The sequence below is a fragment of the Cryptosporangium phraense genome, from assembly GCF_006912135.1.
Classification (GTDB): Bacteria; Actinomycetota; Actinomycetes; order Mycobacteriales; family Cryptosporangiaceae; genus Cryptosporangium; species Cryptosporangium phraense.
The window spans coordinates 1-21125 of record NZ_VIRS01000062.1 but is presented as its reverse complement, the minus strand read 5'-3'; the positions used below and the strand labels follow the sequence as shown (position 1 = coordinate 21125).

The following is a 21125-nucleotide window of genomic DNA, read 5'->3' as shown; positions in this document are numbered from 1 at the left end:
CGGGGTGGCGGCCCAGCCGGGGTGGCGGCCCAGCCGGGGTCGCCGGGCCGGCCGGCCGGGATGGCTGGGGCAGCTGGGATGGCTGGGGTGGCGGCCCAGCCGGGTGGCGGTGCAGCTGGGGAAGTTGGGCGGCGGGGGAAGTCGGGTGGCCAGGGAAGGTCCGGCCGGGGGAGTCGGATGCGGTGGTGCCGGGCCCGGGGTGCCTACGTCGGAGGTGGCGCGGGGGAAGCCAGTAGGCCGCGGGGTGGGTTGCTGGAGGTGAGCTGGGCCGGAAAGGTGCCCCTTGCGCCCGGCGGCCCTGCGCCCGCCGCCGCCCGCCGTCACCGAGCCGGCTTCACCCCCGCGCTCGCTGAGCCGGCCCCGGCCCGAGCTGGCCCCGGCCCTTCCCGAGCTGGCCCCGGCCCCGGCCCCGGCTGGCCCCGGCCCCGGCCCGAGCCGGCCCCGGCCCGAGCGGGCTCCGGCCTGAGCGGGCTCCGGCCTGAGCGGGCTCCGGCCTGAGCGGGCCCCGGCCCCCGCCGTCGTCGTCGAGCCGGCCCTCCCCGGGCCGACCCGACGACCGACCACCAACCGCTACCTCGGGGCACCCTTCGTGCCAACGCCGGCCGCCGGCAAGAACCTCTCCACCGGCGCGCCTCGCAGCGCTTTCGGCATGAACGCCCGCCAAATCACTCCCGGCACCCCCGCCCCGCGCACGTCGATCCGGCCGGCCGAGCGCTCGGCCGGCGGCACCGGCTTCGTATCCGTCGTCCCGACCCAGATCGCGGCCGCGAGCTGCGGCGTGTACCCGCCGAGCCACGAGTCCGACGTCCCGCCGTAGTGCTGGCCGCCGGTCTTGACCGCGGCCGGGCGGTCGATCCGGACCGCCGGGTCGGCCTGGTACTCCTGCTGCAGGACCGACGACACGTCCCGGCCGACGTCCTTCGGCCAGGCGGTCCCGGGCGCCGGACTGTGCGACTCGTGGTCCCAGACCACCCTCCCGGCCGGATCCAGCACCGAGGCGACGAAGTACGGCTCGTGGTACCCGCCGTAGTTCGCGACCGTCGCGTACGCCGACGCCTGGTCGATCGTCGACACCGAGTACCGCCCGAGCCCGATCGCCGGGTCGACCTTCGCCTGATCGACCGGCCGGCCGTCCAGCTGGCGGATTCCGGCGGCCCGAGCGACCGTCGCGACGCGCGACGGCCCGACCGTCGTCGTCAGTTTCGAAAACACGGACGCGGACGACTGCCGCACCGCGGCCGCGAGCGAATCGGCGCGGTAGCCAGCGCTGACCGCGGCGGCCACGACGAGCGGTTCGAACGACGGGCCGGCCGGACGCGGGGCCTGGGACGACGCGAGGTCGAGGTTGCCGTAGCCGCGGTCGCCGCCGTAGTAGGCGCGGACCGCGCCGGTGGACGGATCGATCACCACGGCCGAACCCTCCAGCTCGCGGTGGCCCTTCAGGGCCGCCCGGACCGAGCTCTCGAGCGCGCTCTGGAACGTCGGGTCGATCGTGGTTCGCACGATGTACCCGCCGGTGTTGATCTGCTGCGCGGTGAGGCCGACCGTCGACTCGAGCTCGCGCTCGATCCGGTTGCCGAGCACGCCGGTCGCGCCGGCCCGCCAGCTTCCGGTCGGCGCGGGCCTGACGTTCACGACCGGGTACACCAGCGCTTTCCGGTCGGCCGAGCTGAGGAAATCCTTCTTCACCATCGCGTCGAGCACCGAGTTCCAGCGGCGCTTCGCGGTCGCCTCGTCGTTGACCGGGTCGCCGTGCGTCGGGTCGTCGAGCAGCGCGGCGAGCACCGCGCCCTGCGCGACGGTCAGCTTCGGCACGTCGACGTGGAAGTAGGCCTGGGACGCGGCCTGGACCCCCCAGGCCCCGCGCCCGAAGTACATCGTGTTCAGGTAGGCCTTCAGGATCTCGTCCGTGGTCAGGGAATTCCGCAGCTTCTGGGCGGCGATCACCGAGCGGGCCCGATCGAGGCGCCCTCGTCCGTAGAACAGCACCGTGCGCACGTACTGCTCGGCGATCGACGGGTGGTCGTCCGGCCCGGTGACCAGGGTGCCGGCGGCCCGGGCGAGCGCGCCCAGAGTGCTACCGCCGTCGCGGAAGTCCGGGTCCTGGGCGGCGACGACGGCGTCCTGCACGGCCTTCGGCACCGACCCGAGCGGTACGGACGTCCGATCCTCGGTGGCGAACGTCGCGAACGTCCGCCCGTCCGAGTATTGGATCCGGGCGGTCTCGCTGAGCGACGGGATCGCGGGCAGGTCGGTGCGCGCGTACACCGCCCAACTCCCACCCGCACCTACCACGAGGAGCGTCACCACGACGATGACGAGCCCGATCAACCCGCGCCGGCGGCGGGGCGCCTCCGGCGCGCCGGTGCCGTCGCCCGGGCCCGGCGGAGGGGCCGGTGCGTCTCCTGAGCGCGTTACAGCCTGAGGTTGATCGAGTGTCATCCGTAACCCGTCCCCGTGTCTGTGGCCTGTGACCAGCGACGCCACGCGCGCGAAACAATAGCGTCCACTGTGTGCGCTAGGTTTTCGATCATGACGATCGACTCTGCGCCGTCGCAGCGCGAGCGCATGCTCGCCGGTGATCTTTTCCGAACCGACGGTGACGTGCGGGGCGATTTGCTGCGCGCGATGGGATTGATGCGCCAGTACAACGAGTTCGATCCGCAGGACCTGGCCGGGGCGAGCGTCATCCTCCGCGACCTCCTCGGCAGCCTGGGCGACGACACCTACATCCGCCCGCCGTTCTACTGCGATTACGGCTGGAACGTGCACGTCGGTTCACGGGTCTTCGCCAACTTCGGGCTCACCGCGCTCGACAACGCGCCGATCACGATCGGCGACGACTGCCAGATCGGCCCCGGGGTCCAGCTGCTCACCGCCACCCACCCGATGGACCCGGCGGTCCGCCGGGAGGGCTGGCAGTCCGGCGAGGCGATCACGATCGGCAACACCGTCTGGCTGGGCGGCGGGGTCATCGTCTGCCCCGGTGTCTCGATCGGCGACGACGCGGTGATCGGTGCCGGCGCGGTCGTCACGCGTGACATCCCGGCCGGCGCCGTCGCTGTCGGTAATCCCGCCCGGGTGATCCGGTCGGTCTACTGACTCACCTGACTCAGCGGAAGCCGAAGATCGGCGGGAACACCAGCACCACCACCCAGGCCCAGGCCGCGTAGACCAGCACGTACCCGGTCTGCCAGCGCTCCAGCCGGGCGAACGGCGCCCGGTTACGCACGAACCCGAAGAACAGCCAGGCCGACCAGGCCAGGTTCGCCAGCAGGACGAGGTTCTCGCCCAGGGCCGCGGTCTTGTTCGGGGTGAACCCGAATTCGGTGATCCGGCCGGTGATCGCGACCAGCACCAGGGCGTCGATCAGCAGCGCGCTGATCACCAGCCCCAGCTGGACCCGGTCGAACAGCCCGGCCCGGGCCAGCGGGTCGCGGGCCGAGATCGCGTAGAGCAGCAGCCCCAGCACCAGGACGAGCAGCACGTCGAACAGGATCAGCACGTCCCGGTCGACGTCGATGCCGTGCCCCGACACCACGAACGCGACCAGGAATGCGAGCAGCGCGACCGCGAACAGCGGGGTGAACACCCGGGTCAGCACCGGCGCCATGTTCTCGATGACGCTCTGCTTGGCCTCGACCAGCCAGGCCGCGACCACGACCGCCCCGGCCGCACCGCACGGCACCAGCCAGGATCCGACGAAGTCGTCCGTGTTCACGCCGATCGCCGAGAACACGTTGACCGTGATCCCGGTCAGCACCCCGCCACCCAGCGCCAGCAGGACGTAGTAGATCGCCCACTCGCCGGTGAAGCGGATGAAGTCCATCCGCCGCTGCGCCGAGAGCCACTCGCCGCCGACGTACGCGACGCCCACGACCAGCCACAGCGCGAGCGGCAGGTGGAGCGCGGTCAGCACGACGCTCTGCGAGTCGTCGTCCAGCGGGTAGACGTTCGCGAAGACCGCGCCGAGAACGAACAGGCCGGTGAGCACCGCGACGACCCGCGGCGACACCCGGCGCTGCCAGACGAAGTAGCCGGCCAGCGGCGCGAGCACGAACAGGCCCAGGTTCCGCGCGTAGAAGCCGCCGAGCCCGACCCCGAACAGCGCCGGTGCCTTCACCGCCAGCGCGGCGAGCACCGCGCAGAACAGCGCGACCGGCAACTCGCGCCGGGAGCGGGCCACGGTCGGGGCGTCGGGCTCGGCCGGGAGGACGAGCTGCTTCCACAGCCGCTCGGAGTGCTCCCGCGCGAACTCCCGGGAGACGTCGTCGAGCGTGCCCATCCGCTTCACCGCGATGAGGAACGCCTCGTCCTCCTGCAGGCCGGCGTCGGTCAGCTCGGTGATCCGGCTCCGGAGGTGGTCCTCGAGCTCGTCGGCGTCGCCGCCGTGGATCTCCGGCCGACGTTCGACGTAGGCCCGCCACCCGGCGATCTGCTCCTCGAGCTCGCTGTCGTTGCTCACGGTCACAGCCCTGCCTCCCAGGCCGGCCGGGGCAGGGGAGCGATCTCCCAGACCCCGCGCAGCGTCTCGACGACCGTGGTCCACTGGCGCCGCTGCTCGGCCAGCTCGGCCCGGCCCTGACCGGTGATCCGGTAGTACTTCCGACGACGCCCGCCGGGCGGCGTCTCCCAGGCCGACTCGACGTGACCGACGCGCTCGAGGCGGTGCAGCAGCGGGTAGAGCAGCCCGTCGGTCCACTCGATCTCGCCGCCGGACAGCTCGTTGACCTGCTTCAGGATCGCGTAGCCGTAGCTGTCGCCGTCGGCGAGTATCCCCAGGACCAGCGGTGTCGCCGACGCGGCGACGAGGTCTTTCGTGAGGCGCATCCGTCCTCCCTAGAAGCTCTATACATTGCAGTGGTAGGCATAGTAGCTCTAGGTATCAAGGGCCGTGTATCAGGGCCGCCGGACGACGCTCTGTCTCGACGTGATGGATTACGCGACGACGCTGGAAGTGGTCCGCCGGGCCGAGGACTTCCACGAGACGTTCGACCAGGCCCGCCGCAACGCCCGCTTCGACGGGCTGGCCTCGGCGCGGCGCGAGGCGTGCGACGGCCTGTCGCCCGAGGCGATCGCGCTGTTTCGTGCGCTGACCACGCTCGCCGTCCTGACCGCCCGGCCCGACCTGGCCGAGCATTTCCTGGACGGAAACTTATCCAGCTAGAACGCGTTACAGTTTTCCGGTGGCTGACGACACGTTCGACCTCATCGTGGTGGGCTCCGGCGGGGGAGCGCTGACCGGAGCGGCGCTGGCCGCGAAAGCCGGTCTCTCGGTCGTGGTGCTGGAGAAGACCGACCGCTGCGGCGGTACCTCGGCCTATTCCGGCGGCGCGTGCTGGCTACCCGGCAGCGCCGTCCAGCAGCGAGCCGGCAACGCGGATTCCACCGAGTCGGCCCGGGAGTACCTCGGGCACCTGCTCGAGGCGCCCGACAAGGACCGCGTCGAGGCGTTCCTGGCCCACGCGCCGGAGCTGGTCGCCGAGCTGGAGGCCGACCCCGGCTTCGAATTCGAGTGGCTGCCGTTCCCGGAGTACTTCGACGCCCCTGGCCGCGTCCCGATGGGGCGGTCGATCCAGCCGGTGAAGATCCGCCGCGACGCGTTACCGGAGGCGGCCGCGGCGCTCGTGCGTCCGCCGGTGGAGCAGGACCGGGCCGGGCTGGCCGGGCGGCGGACGCTGACCGGCGGGCAGGCGCTGATCGGGCGGCTGCTGGCTCTGGTGTTCCGCGACGGCGGCACGGTTCGCACCGGGCACCGGGTGGCCGGGCTGCTCACCGACGGCGGCCGCGTGACCGGGGTGGTCGCTACGGTTGACGGCGCCTCGGTGGAGCTGCACGCCCGTCGCGGGGTACTGCTCGCGTCCGGTGGCTTCGAGGGCGAGCAGTCGCTGCGCACCCGCTCCGGCGTGCCCGGCCAGGCCGCCTGGACGATGGCCCCGGCCGGCACCAACACCGGCGAGCCGATCCAGGCCGCCCGGTCGCTCGGCGCCGACACCGCGCTGCTCGACCAGGGCTGGTTCTGCCCCGGTCCGCTCCAGCCCGACGGCCGCGGCTCGTTCGCGCTCGGCGTCCGCAGCGGGCTGATCGTCGATGCCACCGGCGTTCGCTACGCGAACGAATGCCTCCCGTACGACCGGTTCGGCCGCGAGATGGCCGCGGATCCGTCGCGGCGGGTCCCGTCCTGGTTCGTTTTCGACGGTCGGGAGGGCGGGCGTCTGCCGGCGATCGCGATGCCCGAGGGCGACGAGGCCGAGCACCTGGCCGCGGGCACCTGGGTGCGGGCCGGCACGATCGGCGAACTTGCCGCCGCGATGGGCGTCGACGGCCCGGCGCTGGCCGCGACCGTCGACCGGTTCAACGGGTTCGCGGCCGACGGCGTCGACCCCGACTTCGGCCGGGACCGGGACGAATACGACACGTTCTTCACCGGCGGGCCGACGCTGGTGCCGCTCGACACCCCGCCGTTCACCGCGGCCCGGTTCGTGCTCTCCGACCTCGGTACCAAGGGCGGCCTGGTCACCGACGCGCACGGCCGGGTGCTGCGTCCGGACGGCTCGGTGATCGACGGACTGTACGCGTCCGGTAACGCGTCGGCGAGCGTCGTCGGGGCGGTCTACCCGGCGCCGGGCGTCCCGCTGGGAACCGCGATGGTGTTCGCGTCACTGGCCGTGAGGCACCTGTCCGGGAACGTTTGAATTGCCCCTCGGGTGGCGATGGATGGGCCATGACCGAGGACTCGTTGACCCATGACGTGCATCGGCACCCCGACGGTCAGACGGTCACCGCGACGGTTGCCGGTGACTGGACTGCCCTGGCCGACGAGGCGCTCCTGGCCGAGCTGCACGACGCGCTCGACGAGGGCTACCGCAACGTCATCGTCGATGCCGCCGCGCTGACGTTCGTGGACTCCACGAGCCTCGGCCGGCTGGTCGGGCTGCACCAGGAAGCGGTGGAGCGCGGCGGCTGGCTGCGCGTGGTGTCGCCGCCGAACGTCGTGCGCCGGCCGATGACGCTGACCGGCCTCGACCAGGTGTTCGAGGTCACGCCGGACCGCGAAGCCGGCTGACCACCTCGTCGAGGACCAGGCCCCAGGCCTCCTCGGCCGCACCGACTATCGGGCCGTCGTCGCCCAGCGCGGCCGCCACGACCGGCGGGGCGCTGCCGCGCCGGAACGTCATCAGCCCGTCGCGATAGGCATTCTGCACCGCGTCCGGCGCGGCCTCCAGCAGCTCGACGCCGAGGCCGCCGACCGTCACCAGGTCCGGGTCGAGCCCGTTGACCAGCCCCGCGATTCCCCGCCCGAGCTCGGCCGCGACCGTCCGGGTGGCGGCTCTGGCGTCCGCGTCGTCGGACGCGATGACCCGCCGGGCGTAGGCGATCGGGTCCGGAGGAGCCGGACGTCCGAGCAGGCGGGCCAGCGCGGTGCCGTCGACCTCGTTGCCCCAGCAGCCGGACGCGCCGCACGAGCAGCGCCGGCGCGGGTCACCGAACGGGAGGTGGCCGAATTCGCCGGCCGCGCCGAGCGCCCCGGTCACGATGCGCCCGCCGGCGATGATCCCGCCGCCGATGCCGGCCGCGACCCGGACGTGCAGCGCGATCGACGCTTCGGCCGCGGCTCCGCGTCCGGATTCGGCCGCCGCCGCCAGCATCGCGTCGTTTCCGGCGACGAAGACGTCGGCCTCGCCTTTCAGTGGTCGGAGGTCGACGCCGTGCCAGCCGAGCCCGGACGAGTCGACCCGCTGGTCGCGGGAGACCGGCCCGGTGATCGCGATCCCGACGCCCCGGAGGCGGGTGTTCTCCGGAGTCAGGGCGCGGATCGCGTCGGTGACCGCGGCCAACACCGGGGCCGGGTCGCGGTCGCCGTGGTTCGCCGAGACGCTGCCGACCACCGTTCCGCCCAGCTCTACGACGTCGACCTGGAAGTTCTCGGAGGTGATGGACGCGGCCGCGACCAGCGGACCGGCCGGGTGCGGGAGCAGGACGGTCGTGGGACGGCCGCGCGCGCCGCTCGGCGCGGCCGGACCCTCGGTGAGGACCTCGGCCGCGGTGAGCCGGCCGACCAGCTCGGTGGCCGCGCCCGTGCTGACGCCGAGCAGGCGGGCGGCCTCGGCGCGGGTGATGCCCGGCCGGGCGTGGACCAGCCGCAGGAGCTGGGCCGAGCGGGTTGTCACACGCCGCTCCCTTCTTTTTGCTCAGACGGCGAGCTTATTCTGTTCCGGTGAATCATCGTGCCGCTTTGGCCGCGCTCGGCGCGTCCACGTTCGTGTACGTCACGGCTGAGACGATCCCGATCGGGTTGCTGCCGGAGATCGCCGACGGGCTCTCGGTCGACGAGGCCGCCGTCGGCCTGCTCGTGACCAGCTACGCGGCGGTGGCCGGGCTGACGTCGATCCCGCTGACCGCGCTCACGATGCGGTTCCCGCGGCGGGGGCTGATCGCGCTGACCGTGGCCGCGTTCGCGGTCTCGCAGCTGGCGGCGGCGGTGGCGCCGACGTTCGGGGTGCTGATCGTGTCGAGGCTGCTGTGCGCGCTGGCGCACGGCGTCTTCTGGGCGACGATCGCCCCGGTCGCGGCCAGGCTGGTGCCGCCGTCGCAGGGTGGGCGGGCGATCGCGCTGGTGTTTCTCGGGAACTCGCTGGCGATCGTGCTCGGGGTGCCGGTGGGGACGGCGCTGGGGCAGTGGCTCGGGTGGCGGGTCGTGCTGGCGGTGCTCGCGGTGCTGGGGGCGGTGTGTGTGGCGGCGATCTTCGCGTTGTTGCCGAAGCTGGACGCGGAGCGTGGGGGGTCGGCGGGCGCCGTGGGCGCCGGTCGTGCGGGGGCGGGGGACGTGGGGGACGCGGACATGGGTTTTGCGGGTGGGGCGCGGGGGCTGGCGGGGACGATGCGGGAGGCGGTCGGGGTGCTGCGCAACCGCGGGGTCGCGGCGGTGTGCCTGACGACCGCGGTGCTGATGATCGGGCTGTTCGCGGCCTACACGTACCTGGCGCCGCTGGTGCGCCGGGACGCGGGTCTCGAAGGCGCGGGCCTGAGCGCGCTGCTGCTCGGCTTCGGGGTGGCCGGGCTGATCGGGAACTGGTTCATCGGTCGGTGGGTGGACCGGCGCCCGGGCGGGCTGCTGAGCCTGCTGATCGCGGTGATGGTCGTGGCGCTGGCGCTGCTGGTCCCGGTGCTCGGGACGGTGCCGACCGTGGTGGCGGTGCTGGCCTGGGGCGGGGCCATGACCGCGACGCCGGTGATCCTCCAGGCGGCGATCCTGCGGGTGGCGCCGAGGGCCGCCGATGCGGCGTCGGCGGTGTACGTGGTGGCGTTCCAGATCGGGATCGGCGGTGGGTCGCTGCTCGGGGAGCGGTTCGTGCGGGCGGGCTGGCTCGGCGCGTTGCCGCTGCTCGCGGCCGTGCTGGCTGGGGTCGCGCTGGTGGTGGTGCGGTTGTCTCCGACCGCGTTCCCGCCCCGCCTGTCGACCGCGCTGCCCGACCCGCTCCCGGCCCGACAGGAGCCGAGAGACGCCGCCGCCTGACCGTCGGGGTTCTCCGGGGGCTGAGCCGCCGGAGGATCAGGCGCGGGCCGGTGGGTGGCGGTGGATCAGGCGGGGCCGGTGGGTGGCGGAGATCAGGCGTGGGCCGGTGGGCGGCGGAGGCCGGCCGCGACGGTGAGCGCGCAGGCGGCGCAGACCGCGGCGACCACCGCGAGGAGCACCGCGTAGGACGTGTGAGCGGCTAGGGCCGCGAGGGCGACCGGGAACGTGAAGCCGATGTACGTCAGCGAGTAGTAGATCCCGGTGAGGCCGGCCAGCGCGGCCGGATCGGCCATGGCCTGGACTTCGACCAGTCCGCACACGATGCACACCCCGTATCCGAGCCCGAACAGCACCGAGTCGGCGACGACCAGCCCGGGGGATTCCATCCGCGCGCACACCGCGAGCACGACGGAACCGACCACGATCGCGCCGAGCCCGGCGACCCCGGCCCGCCCGCCGGTCAGCCGCCCGATCCAGGGAACAAACGGCTGCACCCCGGCGCCGACACAGAGCGTGATGACCGCGAGCAGCGCCGCGAACCCGATCCGAACGTCTCTGACCTGCGCGGCCACCAGCGCCGGAGCCACCACGAACGCGAGCGACGGAGCCGCGAACACCCAAGGCGCCAGCGGTACCACAACGCCCCAGAACCGCCGCCGCCCGGATCGGGGGACTCGCAGGTCTCGGATGAGCGCCGGAGCGATGCCCCGGGTGCCGGTCGCTGGGGTGCCGCTCGCTGGGGTGCCGGTCGCCGGGGTTTTCGTCGTGTGGGTGTTCGTCGGGCGGGTTTCCGGGCTGCGCAGCAGCCAGGGGAGCGCTGCCGCTGACAACGCGATCTGCAGCGCGTACGGCAGCACGGTCGGAGCCGGCCCCCACTGGGCCAGCACCCCCGACACCCCGGCCCCGAGCCCGAACCCCGCCGTCAGAGTCAGTGAAGCCCGCCGAGCCCGAGTCGCCGGGTCGGCGTCGTGCTGCGACAGTTCCTTGATCCAGCTGGTGCCGGCCACCATCGCGACCGCCACGCTGACCCCGCTGACCAGCCGCCCCACGCACATCCAGGCCACGGTCGCGCTGCCCGCGGCCAGGATCACGCTGCCGACGATCCCCAGCACCAGCGCGGCCACGACGAGCTTCCGGCGCCCGTACCGGTCGGACAACGGGCCGGCGAACAGGAACCCCGGCACCAGCCCGAGTACGTAGAAGGCGAAGAAGGCGTTGACCTCGACCGCGCTGTACCCGTCGACCTCCCGGTACAGCAACAGCAGCGGCGAGTAGTGGTTGCCGCCCCAGGCGGTGATGAGGACCGCCGGAGCCGTCAGCCGCCAACTCCCCGCCCGCGCGCCCACCGCCGAAGCCGTCCGCGACACCCTCCCCACCGACGCAGCTCCCCGCGGCGCAGCTCCCCGCGGTGCGGCTTCCGGCGGTGCAGCCCCCGGCGGTGTGGCTGCGGGCCGCGCAGCTTCGGGCCGCGCAGCTTCGGGCCGCGCAGCTTCGGGCCGCGCAGCTTCGGGCCGCGCAGCTTCGGGCCGCGCAGCCCGTGCCCGCGCGGGCTTCGATGGCGCTGCCGCAAGGTGTGCTTCTGCCGACTGCTCGGCGCGCGCCGACGCGGCTTCGGGTGTTGCGGCCGTGGGTGGCGTGCCTTCCACGCAGCCAGGCCTCCCCGCAACGGCTTCTGGCGGTGCGGCTCCCGAGGGTGCGGCTTCCGGCGGTGCGGTTTCCGGCGGTGCAGCTTTGGGCCGCGCGGCCCGCGCCGCCGCAGGCTTCGATGGCGCTGCCGCAAGGTGTGCCCCGGCCGACTGCTCGGCGCTCGCCGACGCGGCTTCGGGCGCTGTGGCCGTGGGTGGCGCGCCTTCCACGCAGTCAGACCTCCCCGCAACGGCTCCCGGCGGTGCGGCCCCCGGGGGTGCGGCCCCCGGGGGTGCGGCCCCCGGGGGTGCGGCGTCCGGGGGTGCGGCGTCCGGGAGTGCGGCTTCCGAGGGTGCGGCCTCCGACGGCGCGGCCTTCCCCGGTGGAGCCGCCGAGGGTGCGGCATCCGGGAGTGCAGCCTCCGACGGTCTGGCTTCCGACGGAGCGGCCTCCGATGGCACGGCCTCTGACGGTGCACCTTGCGCCGGTGCCGCTCCCGGCCGCCCGGGCCGCGCAGCTGTGGATCGCGATGGCGAGACGCTCCCACCCGCGGCTATTTCCTCGCCGGCCCCCGGCGAGACGGACTCTCTGCGGGGTTCCGACCCCGCGGCCGGGTGCACCGCCCATGGCCCGGGGGCTGCCGAACCCGCATCGCCGGCTGGCGTGGCTACCGGCCCCGTGGTTCCTTGGCCCGCAGGGCCGGACGGCGCAGCCAGACCCGCAGCGCCAGGCACGGTGGCTCCTGGCCCCATGGCCCCGGATTCCGTGGCCCCGGATTCCGTGGCTCCGGATTCCGTGGCTCCGGATTCCGTGGCTCCGGATTCCGTGGCCTCGGATCCCGTGGCCTCGGATCCCGTTGCCCCGGATCCTGTGGCCCCGGATCCCCTGGCCGGTGGCCCCGTGATGCTCCGGGGCCCAGCGCTCGGCCCTGCGGGCCCCGGCCCCGGCGGATCGGCCGGCCCCTCGGTCGGCGCCTCGGCCGGTGGATCGGCCGGTGGCTCGGCCGGCTGTGGGTGTTCGCGTCCGGTCAGGTCGAGGCCCCTCAGCGCAAGCCGGCGAACAGGTCGTCCTCCGGCACCGGCGCATCGGTCGTGTCGCGCACCCGCAGGAACGTCTCCATCCGCATCAGCTCACCGAACCGCTCCTTGCCCAGGTTGATGAAGAACGCGCCGTCGCCCTGGCTCGCGTGGTGGGACAGCGCGTCGTACTTCTGGTCGGCGTACTCGCCGGTGTCGATCCAGGTCGTGATCTGGTCGTCGGGCAGGCCCATGACCGGCCGCTCGCCGTTCTCGTCCGGCTCCGGCTCCTCCCACTCCTGGCCGATCTCGCGCATGCGCTCGGCGATGCTCTCCACCCACGACAGCGGAATCGTGTTCCAGTAGACCTTGGCCGGCGGGTCGTCGAGCCGGTCGAGCGCGGCCATCGTGACCCGGTTGACCTGGATGTGGTCGGGGTGCCCGTAGCCGCCGATCTCGTCGTAGGTGAGAACGACGTCGGGCCGGTACTGGCGCAGCAGCGCGGCGAGCTTCTCGGCGGCCTCGGGGACCGGCGTGCTCCAGAACGAGCCCGGGGCGTCGTTCGTCGGCCAGCCCATCATCCCGGAGTCGTGGTACCCGAGCCGCTCCAGGTGCGTGACCTTCAGCTCGGCGACGCTCGCGTCGAGTTCCGCCGACCGGGTGGCGGCGACGGCCTCGGGGTCGTGCCCCGGTTCGCCGGGTTTGACGCCGTTCGGCCCGTCGCCGCAGCGACCGTCGGTGCAGGTGACGACGACGGTGGTGACGCCCTCGGCGGCGTACCGGGCGAGCACGCCGCCGGTGCCCGTCACCTCGTCGTCCGGGTGGGCGTGCACGGCCAGCAGGACCAACGGTCGATCGATCATGCCCCAACCCTAAGCACGCCCTCCGACGTTTCGCCGCCAGCTACCCCCTGGCCAGCAGTTCCGTCCGGTCCCGCTGGTACGGGCACGACGCCTCGGCGAACCGCCGCGCCAGCTCCGCGAACCCCGAAACGTCCCCCTCCAGCAACGCCCTGGCGCGCTCGATCACCGCCGACGCGATCGGGTTGAGACGAGCCACCTCCGCCGCCCGCGCCACCCGCGACGCAGCGTCCGGCACCCCCGCCAGCACCGACGCCTCGGCCCAGGACGCCGCGTACCAGGTCCTCCACAGGATCATGTTCGGATCGCTCCAGCCCTCGACCGCGTCCGGCGCCACCTCGAGCCGGGCCAGCGCGGCCTCCGGGTCGCCGTGGTGCAGGGCCACCAGCGCGTCGAGCGCGGGCACCCAGCCGACCCGCTGGACGAGATGGCGCGGGTACGCCCCGAGCAGCGCCCGGGTGATCTCGGTCCAGTGCTCCTGGGCGGCCAGATCCCCGCGCATGCCGTGCGCGGCCGCCACGCAGTACGCGCTGACCCCGAGGTTGCTGGCCACCGGCCGGCCGGCCCGGGTCCAGTCGTGCTCGATCCGGTCGCCGTACTCGGCCACCGTGTGGAAGTTGCCGGCCAGCGTGTCGACCTCGACCCGGCGGGCCAGCCCGATGTGCCGCTCCTCGCGGTAGAACGGCAGCGCGGTCACGGCGTCGGCGCAGCGGCGCGCCTCCGGGAGGTCGCCGACCGCCAGGAACAGGTGCGACGCCATGTGGAACCCGTCGAAGAACTCGAAACCGGTGAGGGCGTCGATCGGCAGGCCGTCCATCGCCGCGGATCGGGCCCGCACCGCGTCGAGGGCCGCTCCCAGGTCGGCCTCGGCCATCTCGAGTGCGATGAGCTGGTCGTAGACCATGCTCTGCAGCACCGGGTCGCCGACCTCGCGGGCCAGGCGCATCGCGGTGTCGGTGTGCTCGCGGGAGCGGGCCGCGCTCCCGGGCGCCCACCCGTCGGCCATGGCCAGCGCCGCCGCGACGCGCGCCCCGCCCGCGCCCACCAGCTCGGCGTGCGCCTCGCCCGCGCCCGCCCCCTGCGCCCGCGCCGCCTCGGCTCGCGCCTCGCCCGCGCCCACCAGCTCGGCCTGCGCCTCGCCCGCGCTCACCCGATGCGCCCGCGCGCGCTGCTCCTCCACCTCGTCCACGTCCACCGGCCGTCCGATGATCCCCGGACACCGGTACTGGTACATCACCGCCAGAGCCAGATCCTCAGCGCCACCCTCCGAGGACTCCAGACCGGCCCGCAACAGCAGATCGACGGCATCCGCCCCCACGTTCCGGGAAGCCGCCGCCCCCGCCGCCCACCGCAGCAACCGCCGCCGCTCGGCCGGATCCGACGCCCACCCGGCCGCCTGCGTGTACCGCTCCTGCGCCTCACCCGGCCGCCCCCGCTGATACGACACGTCCGCGATCAGCACGGCCAGTGGAACACTCTCCGCCCACCGCAACGCGGCCCGGGCGTCGTCCAGCACCGAGTCCACCGCCGCACACCACTCCTCCGAAGCCGAGGAGGAGGCCGAGGAGAAAAGAGAAGACAACCGCGACGACGCCCACTCCAGATGACGCCCCCGCAGCCACGCCCCCTCCTCGCCCGCCTCCGCCACCGACGTCGCGTACTGCCGGATCGTCTCCAGCATCCGATAGGTCGTCACCGGGCCCGGCCGGGCCGTCAGCAGGTTCCAGTCCACCAGCCTTCCGACGATCCCCAGCGTCTCGGCCCGGGAACGCCCCATCACCACCGACAACGACGACACGTCGAACCGCGACGCGAACACCGCCGCCGCCCGCAACGCGAACCGCTCCTCCTCGTCGAGCAGTTCGTAACTCCAGTCGATCGTCGCCCGCAACGACCGATGCCGATGATCGCTCCGCTGCCCGGAGCTCCGGTGCTCGGAGCTCCGGTGCCCAGAGCTCAAGAGCGGTAGATGCGCCCCCGCCAGCCCGTCGAGCCCGATCGCCGGCACCCGGGCCGCGGCCAGCTCGATCGCCAGCGCCATCCCGTCCAGCGCCCGGCAGACCGCCGCCACCGTCGCCCGCTCCCCGTCCACCGGCGACGACGCGCCGGCCGCCACCATCCGCGCGGTGAACAGCTCAGTAGCGTCCCCGTCGAAAGAAAGACCGGGAACCGGAAACACGGTCTCGAACGGAAGCATCAGCCGGAGCCGGCTGGTGGCGAGCACCCGAACCGACGGACAGGCGGTCAGCAACCGTTCCACGCACGAGCGGACGCCGTCCACGACGTGCTCGCAGTTGTCGACGACGAGCACCCCGTCGTGCGTGGCCAGCGCCGCGAGCAGGGCCTGCTCGCGGTTGACCCCGGCCCGCTCGGGAACCCCGACCGCGTCCGCGACCGCCGCCACCACCATCGACGGATCGACGACCCGCACCAGATCCACGAACGTGGCCCCGGCCGGGTACGACCCGGCCACCTGCTGCGCCGCCGCCACCGCCAGCCGCGTCTTCCCGACCCCGCCCGGCCCGGTCAAGGTCACCAGCCGGTTCGCGCGCACGGCCGCGGTCAGCGAAGACAGCTCCCGCACCCGCCCGACGAACGGCGTCAACGGTTGCGGTAGCGAGGGCCGCGCCGCCCCCGAACCGACCCCCACCGGGGCCAGCCGCGCCAACGCCCGCCGATCGGCGACCCCGAGCTTGCGCAGCAGCGCCGACACGTGGCTCTCCACGGTCCGCACCGACACGTACAGCTGCCCGGCGATCTCGGCGTTCGTCAGCCGGTCGCGCAGCAGCGCGAGGACCTCCGCCTCCCGCGCGGTGAGCTCCACCGCCCCAGTGTGCACCACGGAGACGCGGGTATCCGTGGCGCACACGGATGCCCTCCCGCCGGCCCGGCCCGACAGTGGAACCATGACAACGACTGAGAACGGCGTCGACACCGCCGCCCTGTTCGCCACGATCGACGCGGTCGACGCCAACCGCGAGATCGCCCAGTTCCGCTTCCGGGCCACGAACACCTGGATCTCCGGCACCCACAACCGCTCGACGATCCACGGCTTCGCCGGCGCCGGCCAGGAGCTCACCCACACCCGGCCCCACACCTACGACTCCGACCACCCGGCCATCCTCACCGGCGCCGACCACGGGCCGACCGGCCCGGAGATGCTGCTGCACGCGCTGGCCGCCTGCCTCACCGGCGGCATCGCGAACATCGCGGCGGCCCGCGGCGTCACGCTGACCGAGGTGTCGTCCACCGTGGAGGGCGACATCGACCTGCTCGGCATCCTCGGCCTCGACGAGGGCGTGCGGAACGGGTACTCGCGGATCGCGATCAGCTTCCGCCTGCGCGGCGACGACCCCGACGCGCTCCGCGACGTCGTCCAGCGCTCCAGCGCCCGGTCGGCGGTGCTCGACGTGCTCACCAACGGCGTTCCGGTGCACGTCGACGTGGACGCGGGCTGACCGTGGACCGATACGACGTCGTCGTGGTCGGCGCCCGGGCGGCCGGTGCCTCGACCGCGCTCCGGCTGGCCCGGGCCGGCCTGTCGGTGCTGGTCGTCGACCACGGGCGCTACGGCAGCGACACGCTCTCCACCCACGCGCTGATGCGCGGTGGGGTCCGGCAGCTCGACCGGCTGTGCGTGCTCGACGCGGTGAAGGCGGCCGGCACCCCGCCGATCGAGCAGGTCCGGTTCGCCTACGCCGACGGGAACGTCGGGCTGCCGGTCCGTCCGACTCCGGGCGTCGACGCGCTCTACGCGCCCCGCCGGACCGTGCTCGACCGCCTGCTGGTCGACGCGGCGATCGCGGCCGGGGTCGAGGTCCGGTACGGCGTCGACGTGGTCGGCCTGGAGCACGCTCCCGGTGGTCGGGTCGTCGGCGTCCGGGCCCGGACCGGCCGCGGACCGGCCGAGTCGCTGCGGGCCCGGCTCGTCGTCGGGGCCGACGGCCGCCGCTCGACGGTGGCCCGCGCGGCCGGGGCCGCGCTCCGGCACTCCGGCCGGTTCGGCGGGTCGGGCGTCTACGGCTACTGGTCGGGGATCCCGTTCGACGGCTACGAATGGGCCTACCGCCCCGGCGCGACCGCCGGGTTCATCCCCACCAACGACGGCCTGCTCTGCGCGTTCGCCGGCTCCACGCCGGAGCGCGTCGGCCGCGGCGGCTGGACCGCCTTCTGGAACCTGCTGTCGGCCGCGTCACCGAGCATGGCCGAGCGCCTCGCGGCCGGCACCCTGGAGAGCGTCGTGCGCACGTTCCCCGGCTCCCCGGGTCACCTCCGGCAGGCCTGGGGACCGGGCTGGGCGCTGGTCGGTGACGCCGGGTCCTACAAGGACCCGATCAGCTCCCACGGCCTGACCGACGCGCTACGCGACGCCGAGCTCCTGTCCTGCGCCGCGCTCGCCGCGCTCCGCGACGGCGACGACGAGCGGACCGCGTTCGACGCCTACGAGCAGGCCCGCGACCGGAACGCGCTCCCGCTGCTCGCCCTCTCCGACGAGATCGTCGGCTACCGCTGGTCGGCCGCGACCATCCGCCCACTCACCCGGGCGATGAGCGACGCGATGAACGCGCTCGGTCCTTCGGATTGCGGGCTTGTCAACGTCAAAGCAGGCCGGATAGCGGGCTCTTGGCGGCAAACGCCCGCCTGAGCTCCAGTGCGTGGTTATTGGGTGGTCACGGGCTCTGGGGACGTGCGGGGGAGCGCGGCGGCGGCCAGGAGGAGCAGTACGGAGAGGCCGACGATCACGACGACTATGTGCTGGACGGCGTCGGTGAGCTTCTCCGGGGTCCGGTCGCCGTCGCCGAGCACGCCGTTGGCGATCGCGCCGAACACCGCGATGCCGACCGCGCTGCCCATCGACCGCATGAACAGGTTGTTCGCGGTGACGACCCCCCGCTCGTGCCAGCCGACGCTCGACTGGGCCGCGATCAGCGTCGGGCTGTTCGTCAGACCCATGCCGACGCCGATGAGCAGGCACGTCGCCGCCACCTGGAGCACGGGCGTGTGCTCGTCCAGCAGGAGGAGCAGGAGCGAACCCACCAGCGCGATCGACGTCCCGATCAAGGCACAGACGCGGAAGCCGACCCGCAGGTAGATCCGGCCCGACTGGGACGCGGCGATCGGCCAGCCGATCGACAGCGTCGCCAGGGCGAAGCCCGCGACGAGCGGGCCGGAGCCGAGGACCTCCTGCACGTACGTCGGAATGTAGGACGTGAGGCCGAGCACGACGGCGCCGATCGCCGCGGAGCCGATGCCACTGCTGACCAGCAGGCGGCGCCGGAAGACCCACAGCGGGAGGACCGGCTCCCGGGCGGTGCGCTCGACGGCGATGAACCCGGCCAGCAGACCGATGCCGATCCCGAAGCTGGCCAGGCTCGCCGGCGACCCCCACGACCAGAGCTCGCCGCCCTCGAGCAGCGCGAGGATCAGCAGGGTCAGACCGCCGGTGAGCAGCGCGGCCCCGGTGTAGTCGATCGTGGGGGCCGAGCGCTCGACCCGCTCGCGGAAGTTGCGCGCCACCATCGCCGCCGCGATCAGGCACAGCGGGACGTTGACCAGGAAGATCCATCGCCAGGACGTGTACTCGCTGAACACCCCGCCCAGCGTCGGCCCGACGACCGAGGCGACGCCCCACATGCTGGCGATGTAGCCCTGGGCCTTCGCGCGCTCCTCGGTCGTGTAGATGTCGCCGGCGATCGTCATCGTCATCGGGGCGATCGCGCCCGCGCCGAGGCCCTGGATGACCCGGAACGCGATCAGCGCGCCCATGCTCCAGGCCAGACTGCACAGGATCGAGCCGAGCAGGAACAGCCCGATGCCGGCGAGCATGATCGGCTTGCGCCCGAACAGGTCGGCGAGCTTGCCGTAGACCGGCACGGTGACGGCTTGGGCCAGCAGATACACCGAGAAGAGCCACGGGAACGCGGCGAAGCCACCGACGTCCTTCACGATCGAGGGGACCGCGGTCGCGAGAATCGTCGAGTCGAGCGCGATCAGGGCCGTGGACAGCATCATCGCGAGCAGCACCGGCCCGCGATCCGAGCGCAAACCGACGCTCACGGTCGTCCCACTCACAGGCGCTCCACTCGTTGTGCCGATCAACCTCGACCGTAGGCGAGAAGGAGCAGAGCCGCCCGCCGGGGCCGCCGCCGGGGTCGAGCCTGAGCTCAAAATAACAAGCCCAGACCGCGCCCGCTCCGGTGGCGGGGTTCTGACATGCTCGTCGGCGTGACGACCGCACGCCGCCGCCGCGCCCGTGGCGTCGCCGTCTTTCTCACGTTGGCCGCGGTCCTCGTCGTCGCGGTTCTCGTTCTGCGGCCGGTCCTGCGGGAGCCCGGCCCGCGGCCGGCGTTCCAGATGCCGGTTGCCTGCGGCGAGACGTGGCAGCTCGGCACCTACCCGGGCCACGACGACTACGACGTCGACTTCTTCCCGCTCGACGGCGCCTCCTGGGGACGTCCGGTGCTCGCGTCCTTCGGCGGCACGGTCACGGTCGCCGGCATCAACGGCACGCTGGGGGAACGGACACCCAGCAATCCGGACGGACCCCGCGGCACCGGCGGCGGCTACTGGGTGAAGATCGACCACGGCGGAAAGTGGGAGACGCAATACCTGCACCTGCTCGAGCCGCCGCTCGTGCGGGAGGGGCAGCGCGTCGAGCGGGGTCAGCAGCTCGGGCGGCTCGGGAGTACGGGGAACTCCGGCGCCCCGCACCTCCACTACGAGCAGCGCCGGGGATGGGAGAAGGTCGAGGCGTACTTCGGCGGCGCCCCGTCCGGTATCACGACCGACGACCGGGAGTACACCGTGCACCGGACGAGCCGCAATTGCTGAGGTTCCGGCGCGCGGCCGCGCCGCCCCCGAGCCGGCCCACCCTGCCAGACGCGCCGCCCCCGGGCCGGCCTGCCCCGCCGGGCGGCGGGCCCGCGCCGTCGGGCGCGCCCTCCCGCCCGCGGGGGGTCGCGGCGGTGGCGGTGGCGGTGGTTGCTGTCGTGCTGGCCGCGGCCGGGATCTGGCTGGTGGGCGGGGCCGGGGTCGGCCTGCGCCGGTCCCACACGTCGGTCGACGGCGTCCCGCTCGACGTGGTCCGCCCGGCCTCGGGCGCTCGGCACCCGGGCGTCGTCGTCGCGCACGGGTTCGCCGGGTCGGCCCGGCTGATGGCCCCGTTCGGCGACACGCTCGCCTCCCGGGGGTACGTCGTGGTGCTGCTCGACTTCGCCGGGCACGGCGCCAGCACCGCGAAACTCTCGGGCGACGACGTCCTGCAGCACGATCTCGACGTCGCGGTGACGTATCTGCGCAGCCGGCCCGACGTCGACCCGGCGCGGATCTCGCTGGTCGGGCACTCGATGGGGGCGGGCGCCGTGACCCGGTACGGCGCCGACCACGACGACATCGCCGCGACCGTCGCAATCTCGCTACCGGACGCGACGGGCCTGCCGGCGGACCGGCCGAAGCACCTGTTGCTGCTCGTCGGCGGGCTGGAGTTCCCGCAGTTCCGGGCCGTGGCGCGGGAGGCGGGAGACGGGCGGGACCGGTCGGTGGTGACCGTGCCGGGCGTCGAGCACATCTCGATCCTGTACGCGCCTCGCACTCATCGCGAAGTCGCGCGGTGGCTCGGGCCCGACGCCCCGACCCCGGTGCCGTTCCGTCGGGCCGCCGGCGCCGGGCTGCTGCTCCTTGCGTTCCTGATCGGGATGTATCCGCTGGTCCGCCTGGTATTGGGTCCGCCGCGGGGACTCCGGCCTCGGTTGGCGCTGGATCCTCCGCTGCTGGGGTTACGGCGGTGGCGGCGGTGCTCGGGTTGATCGTCGCCGCGCTGGCGCCGACCGAGCGGCTGCCGATCGCGATCGCCGGGTTCGTGGTCGCGTTCGCGATCGAGGTCGGAGGGGCGCTGCTCGCGTACCGGCTCTGGCGGGGGCCGGCGTCGGCGGAGCCGTTCTCCTGGCGGGCGGTGGTCACGCTGCCCCTGTTCATCGGGTACGCGGCGGCCGCGATCGCGGTTCCGCTGCACCTCGGCGTGGACTACGCGATTCCGGTCGGCCCCCGGTGGTGGCTGCTCCCCGTCGTCTGGGCCGCCTTCACCGTCCTAGCTCTCGGCGCCGAACG

17 protein-coding genes and 1 pseudogene are annotated in these 21125 nt (G+C 73.7%); 10 read left to right on the top strand and 8 right to left on the bottom strand.

Annotation, left to right across the window (positions count from 1 at the left end; genetic code table 11):
* Positions 1–570: 570 nt before the first annotated feature.
* Positions 571–2442 carry a transglycosylase domain-containing protein gene (locus tag FL583_RS38950; RefSeq protein WP_142709945.1) on the bottom strand — a complete coding sequence of 624 codons (1872 nt, stop codon included), beginning with the start codon at positions 2440–2442 and terminating at the stop codon, positions 571–573.
* 90 nt (positions 2443–2532) lie between these two features.
* Between FL583_RS38950 and FL583_RS38945 the strand changes: the two genes are divergently transcribed.
* On the top strand, positions 2533–3102 hold the full coding sequence (locus tag FL583_RS38945; RefSeq protein ID WP_205752851.1) for a sugar O-acetyltransferase: 570 nt from the start codon (positions 2533–2535) through the stop codon (positions 3100–3102).
* A gap of 10 nt (positions 3103–3112) precedes the next feature.
* Here the strand turns inward: FL583_RS38945 and FL583_RS38940 are convergent, their stop codons facing one another.
* Positions 3113–4471: a permease prefix domain 1-containing protein gene (locus tag FL583_RS38940; RefSeq protein ID WP_170324105.1), complete on the bottom strand. Its 1359-nt coding sequence runs from the start codon at positions 4469–4471 to the stop codon at positions 3113–3115.
* Positions 4468–4830: a PadR family transcriptional regulator gene (locus FL583_RS38935; RefSeq protein ID WP_142709944.1), complete on the bottom strand. Its 363-nt coding sequence runs from the start codon at positions 4828–4830 to the stop codon at positions 4468–4470. The genes FL583_RS38940 and FL583_RS38935 overlap by 4 nt, the downstream gene beginning before the upstream one ends.
* A 64-nt stretch (positions 4831–4894) precedes the next feature.
* Between FL583_RS38935 and FL583_RS38930 the strand changes: the two genes are divergently transcribed.
* The 3 genes from FL583_RS38930 to FL583_RS38920 are packed head-to-tail and all read left to right on the top strand — an operon-like array spanning position 4895 to position 7066.
* A complete protein-coding gene (locus FL583_RS38930) occupies positions 4895–5167 on the top strand; it encodes a hypothetical protein (protein ID WP_142709943.1) in 273 nt (90 codons plus the stop codon).
* A gap of 19 nt (positions 5168–5186) precedes the next feature.
* Positions 5187–6695 carry an FAD-dependent oxidoreductase gene (locus FL583_RS38925; protein WP_142709942.1) on the top strand — a complete coding sequence of 503 codons (1509 nt, stop codon included), beginning with the start codon at positions 5187–5189 and terminating at the stop codon, positions 6693–6695.
* 29 nt (positions 6696–6724) lie between these two features.
* Complete coding sequence (locus FL583_RS38920) at positions 6725–7066, top strand: STAS domain-containing protein (protein WP_142709941.1); 342 nt, start codon at positions 6725–6727, stop codon at positions 7064–7066.
* On the opposite strand, the gene FL583_RS38915 is transcribed toward FL583_RS38920, so the two are convergent.
* Positions 7041–8171 (bottom strand): ROK family transcriptional regulator, encoded by a 1131-nt coding sequence (locus tag FL583_RS38915; RefSeq protein WP_142709940.1) that lies wholly within the window; start codon positions 8169–8171, stop codon positions 7041–7043. The genes FL583_RS38920 and FL583_RS38915 overlap by 26 nt on opposite strands.
* 47 nt (positions 8172–8218) lie before the next feature.
* Here FL583_RS38915 and FL583_RS38910 point away from each other — a divergent pair, with 47 nt between their 5' ends.
* Positions 8219–9517 carry an MFS transporter gene (locus tag FL583_RS38910; RefSeq protein WP_205752849.1) on the top strand — a complete coding sequence of 433 codons (1299 nt, stop codon included), beginning with the start codon at positions 8219–8221 and terminating at the stop codon, positions 9515–9517.
* A 92-nt stretch (positions 9518–9609) separates the two neighbouring features.
* Here the strand turns inward: FL583_RS38910 and FL583_RS40665 are convergent, their stop codons facing one another.
* From FL583_RS40665 to FL583_RS41345, 3 genes are all read right to left on the bottom strand, one after another.
* Complete coding sequence (locus FL583_RS40665) at positions 9610–10884, bottom strand: MFS transporter (protein WP_170324104.1); 1275 nt, start codon at positions 10882–10884, stop codon at positions 9610–9612.
* Positions 10885–12185: 1301 nt separating this feature from the next.
* The gene (locus tag FL583_RS38900; protein WP_142709937.1) at positions 12186–13022 is read right to left on the bottom strand and encodes a PIG-L family deacetylase; all 837 of its coding nucleotides are present in this window, start codon (positions 13020–13022) and stop codon (positions 12186–12188) included.
* A gap of 40 nt (positions 13023–13062) precedes the next feature.
* Positions 13063–15843 carry an ATP-binding protein gene (locus FL583_RS41345; protein WP_205752848.1) on the bottom strand — a complete coding sequence of 927 codons (2781 nt, stop codon included), beginning with the start codon at positions 15841–15843 and terminating at the stop codon, positions 13063–13065.
* Positions 15844–15925: 82 nt separating this feature from the next.
* Here FL583_RS41345 and FL583_RS38890 point away from each other — a divergent pair, with 82 nt between their 5' ends.
* Together FL583_RS38890 and FL583_RS38885 are read left to right on the top strand one after the other, a co-directional pair.
* Complete coding sequence (locus tag FL583_RS38890) at positions 15926–16477, top strand: OsmC family protein (RefSeq protein ID WP_142709935.1); 552 nt, start codon at positions 15926–15928, stop codon at positions 16475–16477.
* Positions 16478–16479: 2 nt separating this feature from the next.
* Entirely contained in the window at positions 16480–17664 is a 1185-nt protein-coding gene (locus tag FL583_RS38885; RefSeq protein ID WP_170324103.1) for an NAD(P)/FAD-dependent oxidoreductase, read from the top strand.
* Between the two features lie 14 nt (positions 17665–17678).
* Here the strand turns inward: FL583_RS38885 and FL583_RS38880 are convergent, their stop codons facing one another.
* On the bottom strand, positions 17679–19031 hold the full coding sequence (locus tag FL583_RS38880; protein ID WP_142709947.1) for an MDR family MFS transporter: 1353 nt from the start codon (positions 19029–19031) through the stop codon (positions 17679–17681).
* A gap of 213 nt (positions 19032–19244) precedes the next feature.
* Here FL583_RS38880 and FL583_RS38875 point away from each other — a divergent pair, with 213 nt between their 5' ends.
* The 3 genes and pseudogenes from FL583_RS38875 to FL583_RS38865 form a co-directional block, all read left to right on the top strand.
* The gene (locus tag FL583_RS38875) at positions 19245–19850 is read left to right on the top strand and encodes a M23 family metallopeptidase (RefSeq protein WP_205752847.1); all 606 of its coding nucleotides are present in this window, start codon (positions 19245–19247) and stop codon (positions 19848–19850) included.
* A gap of 134 nt (positions 19851–19984) precedes the next feature.
* Positions 19985–20824: an alpha/beta hydrolase family protein gene (locus tag FL583_RS38870; protein ID WP_142709932.1), complete on the top strand. Its 840-nt coding sequence runs from the start codon at positions 19985–19987 to the stop codon at positions 20822–20824.
* Positions 20803–21125, top strand: a pseudogene (locus FL583_RS38865) (dienelactone hydrolase); the annotation flags it as partial. The gene FL583_RS38870 and the pseudogene FL583_RS38865, both read left to right, overlap by 22 nt.